This is a genomic window from Streptomyces sp. NPDC001922, assembly GCF_042891165.1.
GTDB lineage: Bacteria > Actinomycetota > Actinomycetes > Streptomycetales > Streptomycetaceae > Streptomyces.
On record NZ_JBIASV010000011.1, the window covers coordinates 191,728 to 208,392 of the forward strand.

Annotated in this window: 11 protein-coding genes; 8 read left to right on the top strand and 3 right to left on the bottom strand. The window is 69.9% G+C overall.

Annotated features, from left to right (window positions below; genetic code table 11):
* Positions 1-31: 31 nt before the first annotated feature.
* A complete protein-coding gene (polA, locus tag ACFYYR_RS21880) occupies positions 32-2,788 on the bottom strand; it encodes a DNA polymerase I (RefSeq protein ID WP_388855942.1) in 2,757 nt (918 codons plus the stop codon).
* A gap of 270 nt (positions 2,789-3,058) precedes the next feature.
* Here polA and ACFYYR_RS21885 point away from each other — a divergent pair, with 270 nt between their 5' ends.
* The 8 genes from ACFYYR_RS21885 (at position 3,059) to ACFYYR_RS21920 (ending at position 12,823) form a co-directional block, all read left to right on the top strand.
* Complete coding sequence (locus ACFYYR_RS21885; RefSeq protein ID WP_388855945.1) at positions 3,059-5,374, top strand: FdhF/YdeP family oxidoreductase; 2,316 nt, start codon at positions 3,059-3,061, stop codon at positions 5,372-5,374.
* 63 nt (positions 5,375-5,437) lie between these two features.
* Positions 5,438-5,911, top strand: coding sequence for a PaaI family thioesterase (locus tag ACFYYR_RS21890; RefSeq protein WP_388856306.1), 474 nt, complete (start codon positions 5,438-5,440; stop codon positions 5,909-5,911).
* A 293-nt stretch (positions 5,912-6,204) separates the two neighbouring features.
* Positions 6,205-6,699, top strand: coding sequence for a hypothetical protein (locus ACFYYR_RS21895; protein ID WP_388855948.1), 495 nt, complete (start codon positions 6,205-6,207; stop codon positions 6,697-6,699).
* Between the two features lie 408 nt (positions 6,700-7,107).
* A complete protein-coding gene (locus ACFYYR_RS21900) occupies positions 7,108-8,340 on the top strand; it encodes a branched-chain amino acid ABC transporter substrate-binding protein (protein WP_388855951.1) in 1,233 nt (410 codons plus the stop codon).
* 94 nt (positions 8,341-8,434) lie between these two features.
* The gene (locus ACFYYR_RS21905; RefSeq protein WP_388855954.1) at positions 8,435-9,367 is read left to right on the top strand and encodes a branched-chain amino acid ABC transporter permease; all 933 of its coding nucleotides are present in this window, start codon (positions 8,435-8,437) and stop codon (positions 9,365-9,367) included.
* A 5-nt stretch (positions 9,368-9,372) separates the two neighbouring features.
* Entirely contained in the window at positions 9,373-11,115 is a 1,743-nt protein-coding gene (locus tag ACFYYR_RS21910) for a branched-chain amino acid ABC transporter permease (protein WP_388855957.1), read from the top strand.
* Between the two features lie 5 nt (positions 11,116-11,120).
* Positions 11,121-12,110, top strand: a complete 990-nt coding sequence (locus ACFYYR_RS21915; protein ID WP_388856309.1) for an ABC transporter ATP-binding protein — start codon at positions 11,121-11,123, stop codon at positions 12,108-12,110.
* Complete coding sequence (locus ACFYYR_RS21920; RefSeq protein ID WP_388855959.1) at positions 12,107-12,823, top strand: ABC transporter ATP-binding protein; 717 nt, start codon at positions 12,107-12,109, stop codon at positions 12,821-12,823. Before ACFYYR_RS21915 ends, ACFYYR_RS21920 begins: the two co-directional genes overlap by 4 nt.
* A gap of 237 nt (positions 12,824-13,060) precedes the next feature.
* On the opposite strand, the gene ACFYYR_RS21925 is transcribed toward ACFYYR_RS21920, so the two are convergent.
* Positions 13,061-15,331, bottom strand: coding sequence for an ABC transporter permease (locus tag ACFYYR_RS21925; protein ID WP_388855962.1), 2,271 nt, complete (start codon positions 15,329-15,331; stop codon positions 13,061-13,063).
* Complete coding sequence (locus ACFYYR_RS21930; RefSeq protein ID WP_388855965.1) at positions 15,328-16,011, bottom strand: ABC transporter ATP-binding protein; 684 nt, start codon at positions 16,009-16,011, stop codon at positions 15,328-15,330. Before ACFYYR_RS21930 ends, ACFYYR_RS21925 begins: the two co-directional genes overlap by 4 nt.
* Positions 16,012-16,665 lie beyond the last annotated feature (654 nt).

The window sequence follows — 16,665 nt, forward strand, 5'->3', positions numbered from 1 at the left end:
CCCTGGTTCGCCGGTACGGGGTCGAGGCCGCTCAGTGCGCCGCCGACTCCCAGTCCCCGCCGTCGCCCACCGACACGTCCAGCGGCGCCCGCAGCTCGGCCGCCCCGCTCATCTCGCGGCGCACCAGCTCCTCGACCTGGGCGCGCTCGCCGGGGGCGACCTCCAGCACGATTTCGTCGTGCACCTGGAGCAGCATCCGCGAGGTCAGCTTCTCCTTGGTGAGGGCCTCGTCCACGCGCAGCATGGCGACCTTGACGATGTCGGCGGCGGTGCCCTGGATGGGGGCGTTGAGCGCCATCCGCTCCGCCATCTCCCGGCGCTGCCGGTTGTCGCTGGTGAGGTCGGGGAGGTAGCGGCGGCGCCCGAGGATGGTCTCGGTGTAGCCGGTGGCCCGCGCCTCGTCGACGACGCGCCGCAGGTAGTCGCGGACCCCGCCGAAGCGCTCGAAGTAGGTGTCCATCAGCTTGCGCGCCTCGTCCGGCCCGATGTTCAGCTGCTGGGACAGGCCGAACGCGGAGAGCCCGTAGGCCAGGCCGTACGACATCGCCTTGATCTTGCGGCGCATCTCCGGGTCGACGTCGGTCTTGGCGACGGAGAACACCTGGGAGGCGACCGTGGTGTGCAGGTCCTCGCCGGAGGTGAACGCCTCGATCAGGCCCTCGTCCTCGGAGAGGTGGGCCATGACGCGCAGCTCGATCTGGCTGTAGTCGGCGGTGAGCAGCGACTCGTATCCCTCGCCGACGACGAAGCCGCGCCGGATCGCCCGGCCCTCGTCGGTCCGCACCGGGATGTTCTGCAGGTTCGGGTCGGTGGAGGAGAGCCGGCCGGTCGCCGCCACGGTCTGGTTGAAGCTGGTGTGGATCCGCCCGTCCGGCGCGACCGTCTTGATCAGCCCCTCGACGGTGGAGCGCAGCCGGGCCTGCTCCCGGTGGCGGAGCATGATCACGGGCAGTTCGTGGTCGGTCTGCCCCGCCAGCCAGGCGAGCGCGTCCGCGTCCGTGGTGTAACCGGTCTTGGTCTTCTTGGTCTTGGGCAGGCCCAGCTCGCCGAAGAACACCTCCTGGAGCTGCTTCGGCGAACCGAGGTTGAACTCATGGCCCACCGCGGCGTGCGCCTCCTGCACGGCCTGCTGCACCGCGCCGGCGAACTGCTGCTCCATGCGGGAGAGCCAGTCGCGGTCGGCGGCGATCCCGGCCCGCTCCATGCGGGCCAGCATCGCGGAGGTGGGGAGCTCCACATCGCGCAGCAGCCCCGCCGCGCCGACCTCCTCCAGCCGCCCGGTGAACGCCTCGCCCAGGTCCAGCACGGTGCGCGCCTCGGTCATCAGCGCGTCCTTCTCGGCCTGCTCGTCGGCGCCGAAGGCGAGCTGTCCGCTGTCGGAGGCGGCCGGGGCCAGCTCGCGGCCCAGGTACTCCAGCGACAGCGCGTCCAGCGCGAACGACCGCCGGCCGGGCTTGACCAGGTACGCGGCGAGCGCGGTGTCCATGGTGACGCCCTCGACGCGCCAGCCGTGCTCGGCGAAGACCCGCATCACGCCCTTGGCGTTGTGCAGCACCTTCGGCCGGTCCGGGTCGGCGGTCCAGGCGGCGAAGGCCCGCTCGTCCGCCTCGTCCAGCTCGGCCGGGTCGAACCACACGGCCGGACCCGAGCCCAGCGCCAGCGCGATCTCGCTGACACTGCCGGAGCCCAGCGCCCAGGCGTCGACCGTGGCCAGGCCCAGCGGCCCGGCCCCGTGCCGCTCGAGCCACGGCGCGAGCCCGCCCGCGGCGAGCACCTCGCCCTCCAGCTCCACGCCCGGCGCCGGGGCGACCTCCTCCGGTGCCTCGCCCGGGTCCGCGGCCATCAGCCGGTCCCGGAAGTTCTGGTGGCGGAACTCCAGCGCGTCCAGCATCACCGCGAGCGCCTGCCGGTCGTACGGGCTGCGCTCCAGGCCCTCCGGGCCCACCGGGAGCTCGACGTCCCGGACCAGCTCGGTCAGCTGCCGGTTCAGCTTGACGGACTCCAGGTGCTCCCGGAGCTTCTCGCCGACCTTGCCCTTGACCTCGTCCGCGCGGTCCACCAGCTCGGCGAACGAGCCGAACTGGTTGATCCACTTGGTGGCGGTCTTCTCGCCGACCCCGGGAATCCCTGGGAGGTTGTCGGACGGGTCGCCGCGCAGCGCCGCGAAGTCCGGGTACTGCCGGGGGGTGAGCCCGTACTTCTCCTCGACCTTCTCCGGCGTGAAGCGGGTCAGCTCCGAGACGCCCTTGGTCGGGTAGAGCACCGTGACATGGTCGGTGACCAGCTGGAAGGAGTCCCGGTCACCGGTGACGATCAGCACCTCGAAGCCCGCCGCCTCGGCCTGGGTGGCCAGGGTGGCGATCACGTCGTCCGCCTCGAAGCCCTCCACCGCGAAGCGGGTGACGTTCATCGTGTCCAGCAGCTCGCCGATCAGCTCGACCTGCCCCTTGAACTCGTCCGGCGCCTTGGAGCGGTTCGCCTTGTACTCGGCGAACTCCTCGGACCGCCACGTCTTCCGGGAGACGTCGAACGCCACCGCCAGATGCGTGGGCTGCTCGTCGCGCAGCGTGTTCGCCAGCATCGACGTGAAGCCGTAGATCGCGTTGGTCGTCTGCCCCGTCGTCGTGCTGAAGTTCTCCGCGGGCAGCGCGAAGAACGCCCGGTACGCCAGGGAATGCCCGTCCAGCAGGAGCAGACGGGGGCGGTCTCCCTGCCCGGTGGCCGGGGAGCCCTGCGAGCTGCGGGCGGGAGCGGTTGCTGCGGACTTCTTCGATGCTGTCTCTGCCACGCCCCCGATCCTGCCACGCCCCACTGACAGCCGGTGCCCACCGTCTCCGGGCACATCCGTCCGGGAGCCGTGCTGCCCCCGTCGCCCGGTCCGGCCCGCCGCGGGGCGCCCCGCATCCGCCCCGCACGGAACCCTCCGCGGGGCCGCAGGCGCCGTCCCGGCGTGGGAGGATCGAGACAGCCATCACACTGAGCACGCCCACCCGTCCGCGGCGAACAGCGCCCGGGGGTGCACGGCGAGCGAGCGCGCGAGTACGAAGGAGGCAGCGACGTGGCAGCCCAGCCACCCGCCGACGACCCCGTCCAGGACGCACCGGACGTCTCGCCGCCGCAGCACGCCGCCGCCGGCCTGCCCGCCATCGGCCACTCGCTCCGCGTCGCCCAGCAGCAGATGGGGGTCCGGCGCACCGCCCGCACCCTCCTCCGGGTCAACCAGAAGGACGGCTTCGACTGCCCCGGCTGCGCCTGGCCCGAAGGGGAGAAGCGCCACGCCGCGGAGTTCTGCGAGAACGGCGCGAAGGCGGTCGCCGAGGAGGCGACCCTGCGCCGGATCACCCCCGACTTCTTCGCCGCGCACCCCGTCGCCCGGCTCGCGGAGCGCAGCGGCTACTGGCTCGGCCAGCAGGGCCGGCTCACCCGGCCCATGTACCTCGCCGAGGGCGCCGACCACTACGAGCCGGTGCCCTGGGAGCGGGCCTTCGACATCGTCGCGGACGAGCTGCGCGCCCTGGACTCCCCGGACGAGGCCCTCTTCTACACCTCCGGGCGCACCAGCAACGAAGCCGCCTTCCTCTACCAGCTCTTCGCCCGCGAGTTCGGCACCAACAACCTCCCCGACTGCTCCAACATGTGCCACGAGTCCTCGGGCTCCGCGCTCACCGAGACGATCGGCGTCGGCAAGGGCAGCGTGCTGCTGGAGGATCTCCCCCGGGCCGACCTGATCATCGTGGCCGGGCAGAACCCGGGCACCAACCACCCGCGCATGCTCACCGCGCTGGAGGCGGCCAAGGCGGCCGGCACCCGGATCATCACGGTCAACCCGCTCCCCGAGGCCGGGATGGAGCGGTTCAAGAACCCGCAGACCGCGCGCGGGCTGGCCGGCGGCGGCACCGCGCTGACCGATCTCTTCCTGCAGATCCGGCTCGGCGGCGACCAGGCCCTCTTCCGCCTCCTGAACCGGCTCCTGCTGGAGGCGTCCGACAGCACGCCCGACGCCGTCGACCGGGCGTTCATCGCCGAGCACACCCATGGCTTCGAGGAGTTCGCGGCCGCCGCGCACGCCCACGACTGGGACGAGACGCTGCGCGCCACCGGCCTGGACCGGGACACCGTCGAACGCGCCCTGCGCATGGTCCTCGAGGCGAAGAGCATCGTCGTCTGCTGGGCGATGGGCCTCACCCAGCACAAGCACGCCGTGCCCACCATCAAGGAGGTCGTCAACTTCCTCCTGCTGCGCGGCAACATAGGCCGCCCCGGCGCCGGGGTCTGCCCGGTCCGCGGACACAGCAACGTGCAGGGCGACCGCACCATGGGCATCTTCGAACGCCCCGCGCCCGCCTTCCTCGACGCCCTGGAGAAGGAGTTCGGCTTCGCGCCGCCCCGCGAGCACGGCCTCGACGTCGTCCGGTCCATCCGGGCCCTGCGCGACGGCACGGCGAAGGTGTTCTTCGCGATGGGCGGCAACTTCGTCGCCGCCTCCCCCGACACCGAGGTCACCGAGGCGGCGATGCGCCGCGCCCGGCTCACCGTGCACGTCTCCACCAAGCTCAACCGCTCGCACGTGGTCACCGGCGCCCGCGCCCTGATCCTGCCCACCCTCGGCCGCACCGAGCGCGACCGCCAGGCCTCCGGCGACCAGTTCGTCACCGTCGAGGACTCCATGGGCATGGTGCACGCCTCCCGCGGCCGGCTGGAACCGGCGAGCGAACAGCTCCTCTCCGAGACCGCCATCGTGTGCCGGCTCGCGCGACGGACCCTCGGCGCGGGCAGCAGCACCCCCTGGGAGGAGTTCGAGCGGGACTACAGCTCGATCCGGGACCGCATCTCGCGGGTGGTGCCCGGCTTCGACGACTTCGAGAACAAGCTCCGCCGGCCCGGCGGCTTCCCCCTGCCGCACGCCCCGCGCGACGACCGCCGCTTCCCCACCGCCACCGGCCGGGCCAACTTCACCGCAGCGCCCGTCGAGTACCCCGAACTGCCGGACGGGCGGCTGCTGTTGCAGACGCTCCGCTCGCACGACCAGTACAACACCACCATCTACGGGCTCGACGACCGCTACCGCGGCATCCGGGGCGGCCGCCGCGTGGTCCTCGTCCACCCCGACGACGCCCGAGCCCTCGGGTTCCCCGACGGCTCGTACACCGACCTGGTCAGCGAGTGGCGGGACGGCAGGGAGCGGCGCGCGCCCGGCTTCCGGGTCGTCCACTACCCGACCGCCCGCGGCTGCGCGGCCGCGTACTTCCCGGAGACGAACGTCCTCGTCCCGCTGGACGCCACGGCGGACACCAGCAACACCCCGGCCGGCAAGTCCCTTGTCGTACGGCTGGAGAAGCCCGCACCCGAGACCGCCGTCACAGCGCACACCTGATAGGAAAGTGCAGACTGCAACGAACACAGTTGTTCGATGAGTGACGATCGGAGCCGGCACGCCATGGGTGAGCAGAGCAGCACGAAGTTCCCGCAGGACGTCCTGGACCAGTGGGCCGGTCTGGGCATGGACCTGCCCGCGCTGTTCTCCGCCGGCCACCTGGGCGAGCGCATGGGGCTGGACATCGTCGAGGCCGCGCCCGAGCGGGTCGTCGGCACCCTCCCCGTCGAGGGCAACACCCAGCCGTACGGGCTGCTGCACGGCGGCGCGTCCGCGGTGCTCGCCGAGACCCTCGGCTCGGTCGGCGCGATGCTGCACGGCGGCCCCACCCGGATAGCCGTCGGGGTCGACCTCAACTGCACGCATCACCGCGGCCTTCGCTCGGGCCGGGTGACCGGCGTCGCCACGCCCGTGCACCGGGGCCGCTCCACCGCCACCTACGAGATCGTCATCTCCGACGAGCAGGACCGCCGCGTCTGCACGGCGCGCCTGACGTGCCTGCTCCGCGAGGCGGACCCGAACGGCACGGCGGGCTGACCTCGGGCCGACCCGCATCGCTCGTTGTGCCGTCCTGCGAGCTGACGCGTACGGCGAGCCGACGCGCACAGCGGGCGGCGCCACGGGCCGATGACGGCCGACGGGGCCGCCCCACGGGGCGGGACCGTGCAGCACGCCCCGGCCGGCCGTTGTCGTGCGCCCGGTGCACGCGGTACGAGCAGCCCGTACCAGGCCCCTCCAGCGGTGCCGCCGACGCCGCACGCCCGGAAACCGGAGGTTTCCGCCCGGCACACCTCTGGCGGCCCCGGCCGCCCGCTCCCTACCCTTCGGTCATGACGGCCACGCCGCGCACCCGGATCCGGCACGCGGCGGTACTCGGCGCGCTCGCGCTCCTGCCGCTCTCCGGCTGTTCCGGATCCTCCTCCACCGTTCCGCACACCTCTCCCGGTCCGCACGTCTCCCCCGGTCCTCATGCCGACGCGTCCCGGGACCCTGCCGAGCCCTCTCTCACGTCCGCCGACTCCCCGCGCCCGCACCGGACTTCGGCCGCCGAGCTCTGCACCGTGCTCGTCCGCCACTGGGCCGGGGTGATGCTGGTGAACGGCCGCGGCGCCGGCCTCGACTGGGAGCAGAAGGGCCTGTCGACCGCCCAACGCGACATTCTGGACGAGGTCGTTGCCGCCGCGCGGGCCGAGCGAAGCCGCCGCGGAACGGCTGCGGCCAGGGATCTCATCGACCGGCGGACCCGTCGGCTGTGTGCCGCACATGTGAAGGGAAGCAGCCCCTCCGCAGAGCGTCACGGAACGGACGATCGTCACTCTCCGTGAGATTCGAGCCGGGCGCACCACCGCCCGACAACTGCGTGCCGTGTACACGGAGTACCCCCACGTAACAACGCCTGCCACATTCCGGACGCTGTGACCTACGCCACCCGGGACCCCTTAGCGGATCTGCGCGTTCTCACCATGCGGAACCCCAGTTATGCCGCACTATGCACGCTTTGTCCGGTTATGGATGCTACACCGACACCTTGCCGTGACCTGGGTCATAACAAGAAAGTCACATCATGGCCTGCACCTCTGCCCCCCGCCGCCGCACGCCCTTAGAGTCACGGCCAGTCACCGCGTCGCCGGTAGCCACACAGCACTTTCACAGCTCAGCCATATTTGGCCGGCATGGTCCGGCACGCGACACGGCATCTCAGCAGAGGCGCCGCGCCAGGGAGAGGACACAACGTGCGACACCGTTCCTTGCTCATCTTCACCACAGCGATCACGGCTGGGGCCCTCACCCTCACCGCTTGTGGATCCCGCAACGACAAAGGCGACGGCGAAGGCGGCGGAGGCAAGACCACCGTGGTGATCGGTGTCGACGCTCCGCTGACCGGCTCTCTGTCCGCCCTCGGCCAGGGCATCAAGAACTCCGTGGACCTCGCCGCCAGGACGGCCAACAAGAACAACGAGGTCGACGGGGTCACCTTCAAGGTCAAGGCCCTCGACGACCAGGCCGTTCCGGCCTCCGGCCAGCAGAACGCCACCACCCTCGTCGGCGACAAGGACGTCCTCGGCGCCGTCGGCCCGCTCAACTCCGGTGTCGCCCAGTCCATGCAGGGCGTCTTCGACAAGGGCAGCCTCGCCCTGGTCTCCCCCGCCAACACCAACCCGGCGCTGAGCCAGGGCGACAACTGGGCCAAGGGTGACCTCTCGCGCCCCTTCAAGTCCTACTTCCGCACGGCCACCACGGACGTCATCCAGGGCCGCTTCGCCGCGCAGTACTACTACAAGGACGCGAAGAAGAAGAAGGTCTTCGTCATCGACGACAAGCAGACCTACGGCGCGGGCCTGGCGAAGATCTTCGCCCAGGAGTTCAAGCGCCTCGGCGGAAAGGTCGTCGGCACCGACCACCTGACCGTCAAGGAGACCGACTTCTCCAGCGTCGCCGACAAGGTCAAGAACTCCGGCGCCGACTCCGTCTACTTCGGCGGCCAGTACCCCGAGGGCGGCCTCCTCTCCGACCAGGTCAAGAAGGCCGGCGCGGAGATCCCCCTGATGGGCGGCGACGGCATCTACGACCCCGAGTTCATCAAGGCCTCGGGCGAGAAGAACGACGGCGACCTCGCCACCTCCGTCGGCTACCCCGTCGAGGACCTCGACTCCGCCAAGACCTTCATCAAGGACTACGAGGCGGCCGGCTACAAGGACCCGTACGCGGCCTACGGCGGCTACTCCTACGACGCCGGATGGGCCATCATCCAGGCCGTCAAGTCCGTGGTCGAGGCCAACGACGGCAAGCTCCCCAGCGACGCCCGCGCCAAGGTCACCGAGGCCCTGAACAAGGTCTCCTTCGAGGGCGTCACCGGCAAGGTCTCGTTCGACAAGTTCGGCGACACCACCAACAAGCAGCTGACCGTGTACTCGGTCAAGGGCGGCGCCTGGGAAGCCGTCAAGAGCGAGACGTTCAAGGACTGACCGGCTCCCGCCTCACCCAGACCCACCCGCGCGAGGGCGCACACCGGCGCCCTCGCGCGGTCTCACATCCGACACGCTCATCGGAGGCCCTGCGGTGCACGAACTGCCGCAACAGCTGGTCAACGGCCTGGCCCTGGGTACCCTCTACGGCTTGATCGCCATCGGGTACACCATGGTCTACGGCATCGTCCAGCTCATCAACTTCGCCCACGGCGAGATCTTCATGATCGGGGGCTTCGGCGCCCTCACCGTCTACATCTGGCTCCCCAGCGGAACCTCCCTGTGGATGGCCATACCCCTGATGCTCATCGGCGGCGCCCTGGCGTCGATCGCCGTGGCCACCGCGGCGGAACGCTTCGCCTACCGCCCGCTCCGCGGCGCGCCCCGGCTGGCCCCGCTGATCACCGCCATCGGGCTGTCCATCGCGCTCCAGCAGATCGTCTGGGCGTTCTACCCGGACGCCAAGAAGGCCCGCAGCTTCCCGCAGATCGAGGGCAAGTCCTTCGAGATCTTCGACCACCTGCACATCCAGCGCGGTGACGTCTTCCTCCTCGTCGCGGCACCCCTGTGCATGCTCGCCCTCGGCGTCTTCGTCTCCAAGAGCCGCACCGGCCGGGCCATGCAGGCCACCGCCCAGGACCCCGACACCGCCAAGCTCATGGGCATCAACACCGACCGCATCATCGTGATGGCCTTCGCCATCGGCGCCGTCTTCGCCGCCGTCGCCGCCGTGGCCCACGGACTCCGCTACGGCCAGGTCCAGTTCGAAATGGGCTTCATCGCCGGACTCAAGGCCTTCACCGCGGCCGTCCTCGGCGGCATCGGCAACATCTACGGCGCCATGCTCGGCGGCGTCGTCCTCGGCCTCGCCGAAGCGATGTCCATCCACTACATCCAGGACATCCCCGGCATGGACCAGCTCGGCGGCGGCGCCTGGGCCAACGTCTGGGCCTTCGTCCTCCTCATCCTCGTGCTGCTGCTCCGGCCACAGGGCCTGCTCGGCGAGCGCGTAGCGGATCGGGCGTGAGAACCATGAGCACCCAGAAGACCACCGCGAACACCCCGGTCATCCCACTGGCCCCCGCGGTCGCCCGCGCCCTGACCGCGGCCGGAGCCGTCCTCACCGTCGCCTCCACCTTCCTCGCCTGGACCTGGACCGCCGAATTCCCGGGCGACCTCACCGTCACCGGCTACCCCGGCGGCCTCCAGGTCCTCACCCTGACCGGCGCCCTGCTGACGCTCGTCTACGCCCTCGTCGGCTACGGCATCCGCGGCCTCGGCTGGCTCAACCCGGCCGGCGGCGACAACGCCACCCGGCTCCTCGCCATCGGCACCTTCGCCACCACCTGGTTCACCGTGGTGGCGATCTCCGTCGAACTCGGCGGCGTGATCAACCTGGAGCCCGGCGGCTACATCGCCGCCGCCACCTCACTGGTCACCCTCGTCGGCGCCCTCGGCCTCCTCCGCGACACCGGCACCGGCACCGGCAAGCGTCTGCCCGCCCCGCGCGCCCTCCCCACCTGGGCCGAGATCCTGCTTATCGTCGCCGGATTCGGCGTCGGGCTGTACGTCTTCACCTATGGCATCGCCACCGAGGACCCCGAACTCTTCGTCGGCTACATGCTCCTCGTCGCCTTCGGCGTCCTCGCGGTCATGAAGGCCGGGCTCGTCTCCCGGCTCTCCGCCCTCACCGCCAAGCACCGCTCGGTGACCCTCGGCGCCGCGTTCGCCGCGGCCGCCGTCTTCCCGCTCACCCAGAGCAACGACCAGTACACCCTGGTCGGCGTCAACATCCTCATCTTCGCCACCGTCGCCCTCGGCCTCAACGTCGTCGTCGGCCTGGCCGGACTCCTCGACCTCGGATACGTCGCCTTCCTCGGCGTCGGCGCCTACACCGCCGCCCTCGTCAGCGGATCGACCGCCTCCGTCTTCGACGTCCAGTTCCCCTTCTGGGCCGCCGTCCTCGCCGGCGCCCTCGCATCGCTGGTCTTCGGCGTCGTCATCGGCGCCCCCACCCTGCGGCTGCGCGGCGACTACCTCGCCATCGTCACCCTCGGCTTCGGAGAGATCTTCCGCATCGCCATGGGCAACCTCGACGGCGTCTCCGGCCCCCAGATCACCAACGGCCCCAACGGCATCCCCAACATTCCCGACCTCGTCGTCCTCGGCTACGACTTCGGGGAGACCCACACCGTCGGCGGCCTCGCCATCCCGCCCTTCGCCAGCTACTTCCTGCTGATGCTGCTGGTCACCGCGCTGGTGGTGCTGGTCTTCAGCCGGGCCGGGAACTCCCGCATCGGCCGCGCCTGGGTCGCCATCCGCGAGGACGAGACCGCCGCCACCGCCATGGGCATCAACGGCTTCCGCGTCAAGCTCATCGCCTTCGCCCTCGGCGCCACCCTCGCCGGAGTCGCCGGCACCGTCCAGGCACACGTCACCTACACCGTCGTGCCCGAGCAGTACGTCTTCGCCGGCCCCGTCCCGCCCAACTCCGCCTTCCTGCTCGCCGCGGTCATCCTCGGCGGCATGGGCACCATCAGCGGACCGCTCCTCGGCGCGTCGCTGCTCTACCTCATCCCCGCGAAGCTGCAGTTCCTCGCCGACTACCAGCTTCTCTTCTTCGGTCTCGCCCTCATCCTGCTGATGCGCTTCCGCCCCGAAGGGCTCATCGCCGACCGCAGGAAGCAGCTCGAATTCCACGAGACCGGCCAGCTCGACGTGCCCGAACAACGCCTGCCCGACGGGGCCGTCGGCGTCACCAAGGCGGAGGCGTGACCGATATGACCACCACCGACACCAGCCCGGCCGCGCAGTCGACCGGCACCACCGTGCTCAGCGCGACCGACGTCACCATGCGCTTCGGCGGCCTCACCGCCGTGCGCTCGGTCGACCTCGAAGTGCGCTCCGGCGAGATCGTCGGTCTCATCGGCCCCAACGGCGCCGGAAAGACCACCTTCTTCAACTGCCTCACCGGGCTGTACATCCCCACCGAGGGCAAGGTCACCTACAAGGGGTCCGTCCTTCCGCCCAAGCCGCACCTGGTCACCAAGGCCGGCGTCGCCCGGACCTTCCAGAACATCCGGCTGTTCGCCAACATGACCGTCCTGGAGAACGTCCTCGTCGGACGGCACACCCGCACCAAGGAAGGCCTCTGGTCCGCCCTGCTGCGCGGCCCCGGCTTCAAGAAGGCCGAAAAGGCCTCCGAGGCACGGGCCATGGAACTCCTGGAGTTCATCGGCCTCACCGCCAAGAAGGACCACCTCGCCCGCAACCTCCCCTACGGCGAACAGCGCAAGCTCGAAATCGCCCGCGCCCTCGCGAGCGACCCCGGGCTGCTGCTCCTCGACGAGCCGACCGCCGGCATGAACCCCCAGGAGACCCGGGCCACCGAGGAACTCGTCTTCGCCATCCGGGACCAGGGCACCGCCGTCCTCGTCATCGAGCACGACATGCGCTTCATCTTCAACCTCTGCGACCGGGTCGCCGTACTCGTCCAGGGCCAGAAGCTCGTCGAAGGCACCCCGGACGTCGTCCAGAGCGACGAACGGGTCATCGCCGCCTACATCGGCACCCCCTTCGAGGGAGAACCGGGCGCCGAGGAGGCCGCCGAGGTCGAAGCGGCGGAGGAAGCCGCGGAAGCCGCCGCCGGGGGCACCCCGGCCGACGGCTCCGGGGACACCCCCGCCGACGGCACGGCACCGGCCGACGCAGCAGCCGGGGACACCACGGAGTCCTCCGGCACCGACGCCCGTAAGGAGGGCGACCAGTGACCGCACTGCTCGAAGTCGAGGACCTCCGGGTCGCCTACGGCAAGATCGAAGCCGTCAAGGGCATCTCGTTCAGCGTCGACGCAGGCCAGGTCGTCACCCTGATCGGGACGAACGGCGCAGGCAAGACCACCACCCTGCGCACCCTGTCCGGGCTGCTCAAGCCGCTCGGCGGATCGATCCGCTTCGACGGCAGGCCGCTCTCCGGAGTGCCCGCCCACAAGATCGTCGCCCTGGGCCTCGCCCACTCGCCCGAGGGACGCCACATCTTCCCCCGGCTGACGATCGCGGAGAACCTCCAGCTCGGCGCCTTCCTCCGGAAGGACACCGACGGCATCGCCAAGGACATCCGGAAGGCGTACGACCTCTTCCCCATCCTCGGCGAACGCCGCAGCCAGGCGGCGGGCACCCTCTCCGGCGGCGAACAGCAGATGCTCGCCATGGGCCGCGCCCTGATGTGCCGGCCGAAACTGCTGATGCTCGACGAACCCTCCATGGGACTCTCGCCGATCATGATGCAGAAGATCATGGAAACGATCGCCGAGCTGAAGTCGCAGGGCACCACCATCCTGCTCGTCGAGCAGAACGCCCAGGCGGCGCTCTCCCTCGCCGACCAGGGCCATGTGATGGAGATCGGCAAGATCGTGCTGTCCGGGTCGGGCGAGAGCCTGCTCCACGACGAGTCCGTGCGGAAGGCCTACCTCGGCGAGGACTGAGCACCCCATGCGCGACGCGGCGTTAACCGAAGGGCCCGCACCCGGAGAACGGGTGCGGGCCCTTCGTCGGTGCGGGCCCTTCTTCGGTGTAGGGCCTTCGTCGGTGCGGGCCCTTCTTCGGTGCGGGCCACGACGAGCGGGGGGCCGCGTCGAGCGACGCCGCCACGCCCACCCAACTCTCGGACAATGCTGAGGGCCCCGGACGGAAACCCGACCGAGGCCCTCCCGCTGGACGATTCAGTCGCGCCGGATCAACTCCGGGTCGATTCTGCGGCCGACCAGGGGAAACGTCCCGATCACCGCCGCCACGAGTACGCCCACAGCGGCCAGCACGAGCAGGGGAACCCCGGCGCCGTCCCAGAAAATCTCTCCACCACCCGTGACGAGATAGGAGGACTCCGCAAGCTTTCCAGTGACCAGGGCGAGGCCGAGACCGAGGGCCAACGGGAGCACGACCTGCGCGGACTGGACTCGACGGAGGGTACGCGGCCGGGCGCCCATGAGCGCGAGCGCGGTGACCTGCGGACGGCGCTCCACAGCCCGGTCGGTGACCGATACCAGGAACGCCGCGACACCGATCACCAGCCCCATGATCATGCCGAGGGCCAGCAGCGTCTCGATGACGGTGATCTGCTGAAGCGCGTCAATGTTGATGCCGACGGGATCCACCTCGGCGGTCGGCACAAGGGTGCCGATGCGATCGAGGACAGTCCGTACGGTTTCCGGATCGGAGGCGCTGGCGAGCACCAGAGTGCCCGCGGTGGGCACGGCACCGGCCGGGAGCTTGGACGGCGGGTAGAGGACGGGGGTGTCGACAGATGTGACGTCGTAGCCTGAGTACCGCACCTTCCTGGCAGGCACGTCAATGCGGAGATCCTTCCGGCGGTCTCCCTGTTTCAGACGAACGACAGAAGGAGCGATCGGCTCCTCCGTCACCGCCGGGTCGGTGAGGCGGAGCACCTGGCCGTCGACACAGCCTTCAACACGGCGAACCAGCTTGCCGAGCTGGCCACACGTGGCGACCAGAGCGCGTGCCGGAATCCTCGGCCCTTCATCTTCGGCGTCGAACGGCGGCTCCATCACCATTGCGGTGGCGCTCAGTTCCGGAATATCCCGCAGTCGGTCCTGCTGCTCCTCGCTGAGGTCGGACAGTGAAAGCCCATACTCCTGGGAAGGCGACTTGGAGCGGAGAATCTGCCCTTCCTCGACGAGCACGCCCTGCGCGAGGGACGCCGAGAACACCAGCAGCACGAGCCCCGTGACCACACGCATGGCACTCCCGGGCTCCACCTCGTTCCGGCGCATGGCGAGGTTGAGGGTGAGCGAGCCGGTCCGGGCCAGGCGCCTGGCAAGGGCGTAGGACAGCAACGGCATCGTCAGAACGAGTCCGAGTCCGGTGAACAGGACACCGAGCGGTACCAGCAACGTGTTGACACCGGAGCTCTGAGCCGGGTTGTCGGTGAATCCGGTCGCGCAGTAGCCCACGACGATACCCAGGCCGGTGACGAGCAGGAGTCCGCCCCACATGCGTGGAGCACGAGGCACTGCCGTACGGCGTGTGTTCAGGGGCTGGGTGGCTGCGGCTCGTGCGCTCGCACGCCCCACGAACCATGCGAGAGCCGGACAGCCGAGAAGGCAGATGGCGAGAGTGGAGGCCGGCAAAGCACCATCGTCCGGGTACCACTTGAGACCGGGCAGGCCGGTTCTGGACACGACCTGATTGAGTACCCAGTATTCGCCCACACCGAGGATCGCGCCCACCAGTGCTGCGACAACCGTCTCGGCCGCGTTGACCCGCTGGGTGCCCTTGACGCTCAGACCGAGGAGTCGCAACGCGGCGAGACGTCGGTTTCGGCTGGCTGCGGAGAGCCTGGCGCACACCGAGAGGAAGACACCGAGCGGCAACAGGACCAGGGTGGCGAGCGTGAAGCGCAGGATGTCGAGGGTGGAGGGCTCAACAGCAGGAACGGGCGGATAGCCGGTACCGAAACTCTTGAGCGCCCGTGTGGCGCCGAAGCCGGTGAGCTCCGAATGCTCTGTGCCGACGTAGGCATACAATTCATTGGGGTCCGTGAGACCCGACGGAGCGATCAGGCCCCTTTCACGGCCGGGCAGCAGGCCCTTCAAGGCCGGCTCCCGTTCCAGCTGGTCGTGCAGAGCCGGCGAGACGAACACCTCTCCGGGCTTGGGGAGTGCCTGTAGCCCTGGCGGTGCCTCGGGCCTGTCATCGGAGCCCAGTGCGAGGAAGACACGGTGGAAGGGCTTCGCGCCGTGCGGGTCGGACCTCACGAGAACCACTGTGCGGTCGTACTTCGGCGCTCCGGAGAACCTGACCGGGGCACGGTCGCCTGCTCGGCCGTCCCGCGCGTCGAGGATCGCCGGAATGGTCAGTACGAAGGCCAGACAGCACACGCCGAGGGAGCCGCCCACGGCCATGAGGAGAAAACGCACCCGGGTTCCCCTCCCGGACCCGAGCAGCAACCGCAGCCCGAGCAGCAGTTCTCTCATGATGCGGCTCCCTGCGGGGCCAAGGAACCGTCAGCCATCGTGAACCGGCGATCGGCCTGATCGGCTACCGCAGCGTCATGGGTGACCAGGAGCACAGCAGTCCCCTGCGAACGGGCCAGGGTCAAGAACTCCTTGAGTACGGCATCCGCGTTGCCGCTGTCGAGGGAGCCAGTGGGCTCATCGGCGAAGACAACAGCAGGTTTGTGCACGAGGGCGCGAGCGACGGCCACCCGCTGACTCTGTCCACCGGACACTTGTGAGGGACGCCGGCTACGCAGATCGGCAATGCCGAGGCGGTCGAGGACGGCTGCAGCGGCCTTGAGGGCAGGTCCCTTCCGCTTGCCCGCGAGGCGCAGTGGCAGCGCTGTGTTCTCCTCGATGGTCAGCTCGGGAAGCAACTCGCCATACTGGAAAACGAAGCCGAAGCGTTCACGCCTCAGCGTGCTTATCTCGTCGTCATCGAGGTCGCCGAACGACTGTCCCTCGAAACGGATCTCACCTCGGGTTGCGGGGAGCACTCCGGCCAAGCAGTACAGGAGGGACGACTTTCCGGAGCCGCTTGCTCCGGTAATCGCCGTGACCTCACCACGAGTGAGTGAGAGATGGGCACCGCGAACAGCGGGCGTGGAGCCGTAGGAGAGGTCAACTCCGCTGGCACACAAAACTTCTGATGCATTCATGTGCTCCCCCAAGGATCGGAGCGCCAGCGGCGAGAGCGCCGACCACCGGCTTCCGATTCACTTGCATCCTCCCGTTTCAACAATGCGCCCGCGACCATTAGGTCAGTGATCAACGGGCAACTCAATGTAACACCTCTGGGAGACAAGCGAATTGGCGGAATGCCGCGCACTGGCTACGCCTCGTGGACGCCGATCACGTTGCACTGGAAGCCGAGCGATCGGTCCGCCCCGGGAGCATCCGAAAGCGGCTGGCGTCGGCGTGCCGGATGCAGCGAAGCGCAGGCGCTGCTCAGCAGAAACGGCGGCGCGGGCGGACTGCCGGACCACACCGCCCACCACACCCCTGGACCTTGATCCCAGGAGGCAGCCGTCGAGGCCTTCGCCACACCCCCTGCCGGAGGGAGGTCCGCAGAGCGCCGGAGCAGTCACTTGCCACTCCGGTGCGCCCCATATCCGTGGAAACGCCGAAGATCGTCGCGCCACTGCGGGCGGTGAAGGCCGGCCACGGGCAGCCATGGCGACGCCTCGGCGTTACGGACGGGAGGGCGGGCCATGCGCCGCGACTGAGGGAATCCGTCGGCCTGCTCCGACGGAGGTGAAGCCACCCGACACCCGGCCTGCTGCCGCCGGCCTCCACCTCAGGATTCATCGAGG

What these genes read in the sequence shown, in the direction of transcription:
- ACFYYR_RS21890 (WP_388856306.1), top strand. Translation starts at nt 5,438, where the DNA reads ATGGGTGAGCAGAGCAGCACGAAGTTCCCGCAGGACGTCCTGGACCAG.
- ACFYYR_RS21915 (WP_388856309.1), top strand. Translation starts at nt 11,121, where the DNA reads ATGACCACCACCGACACCAGCCCGGCCGCGCAGTCGACCGGCACCACC.
- ACFYYR_RS21895 (WP_388855948.1), top strand. Translation starts at nt 6,205, where the DNA reads ATGACGGCCACGCCGCGCACCCGGATCCGGCACGCGGCGGTACTCGGC.
- ACFYYR_RS21930 (WP_388855965.1), bottom strand. Translation starts at nt 16,011, where the DNA reads ATGAATGCATCAGAAGTTTTGTGTGCCAGCGGAGTTGACCTCTCCTAC.
- ACFYYR_RS21925 (WP_388855962.1), bottom strand. Translation starts at nt 15,331, where the DNA reads ATGAGAGAACTGCTGCTCGGGCTGCGGTTGCTGCTCGGGTCCGGGAGG.
- ACFYYR_RS21910 (WP_388855957.1), top strand. Translation starts at nt 9,373, where the DNA reads ATGAGCACCCAGAAGACCACCGCGAACACCCCGGTCATCCCACTGGCC.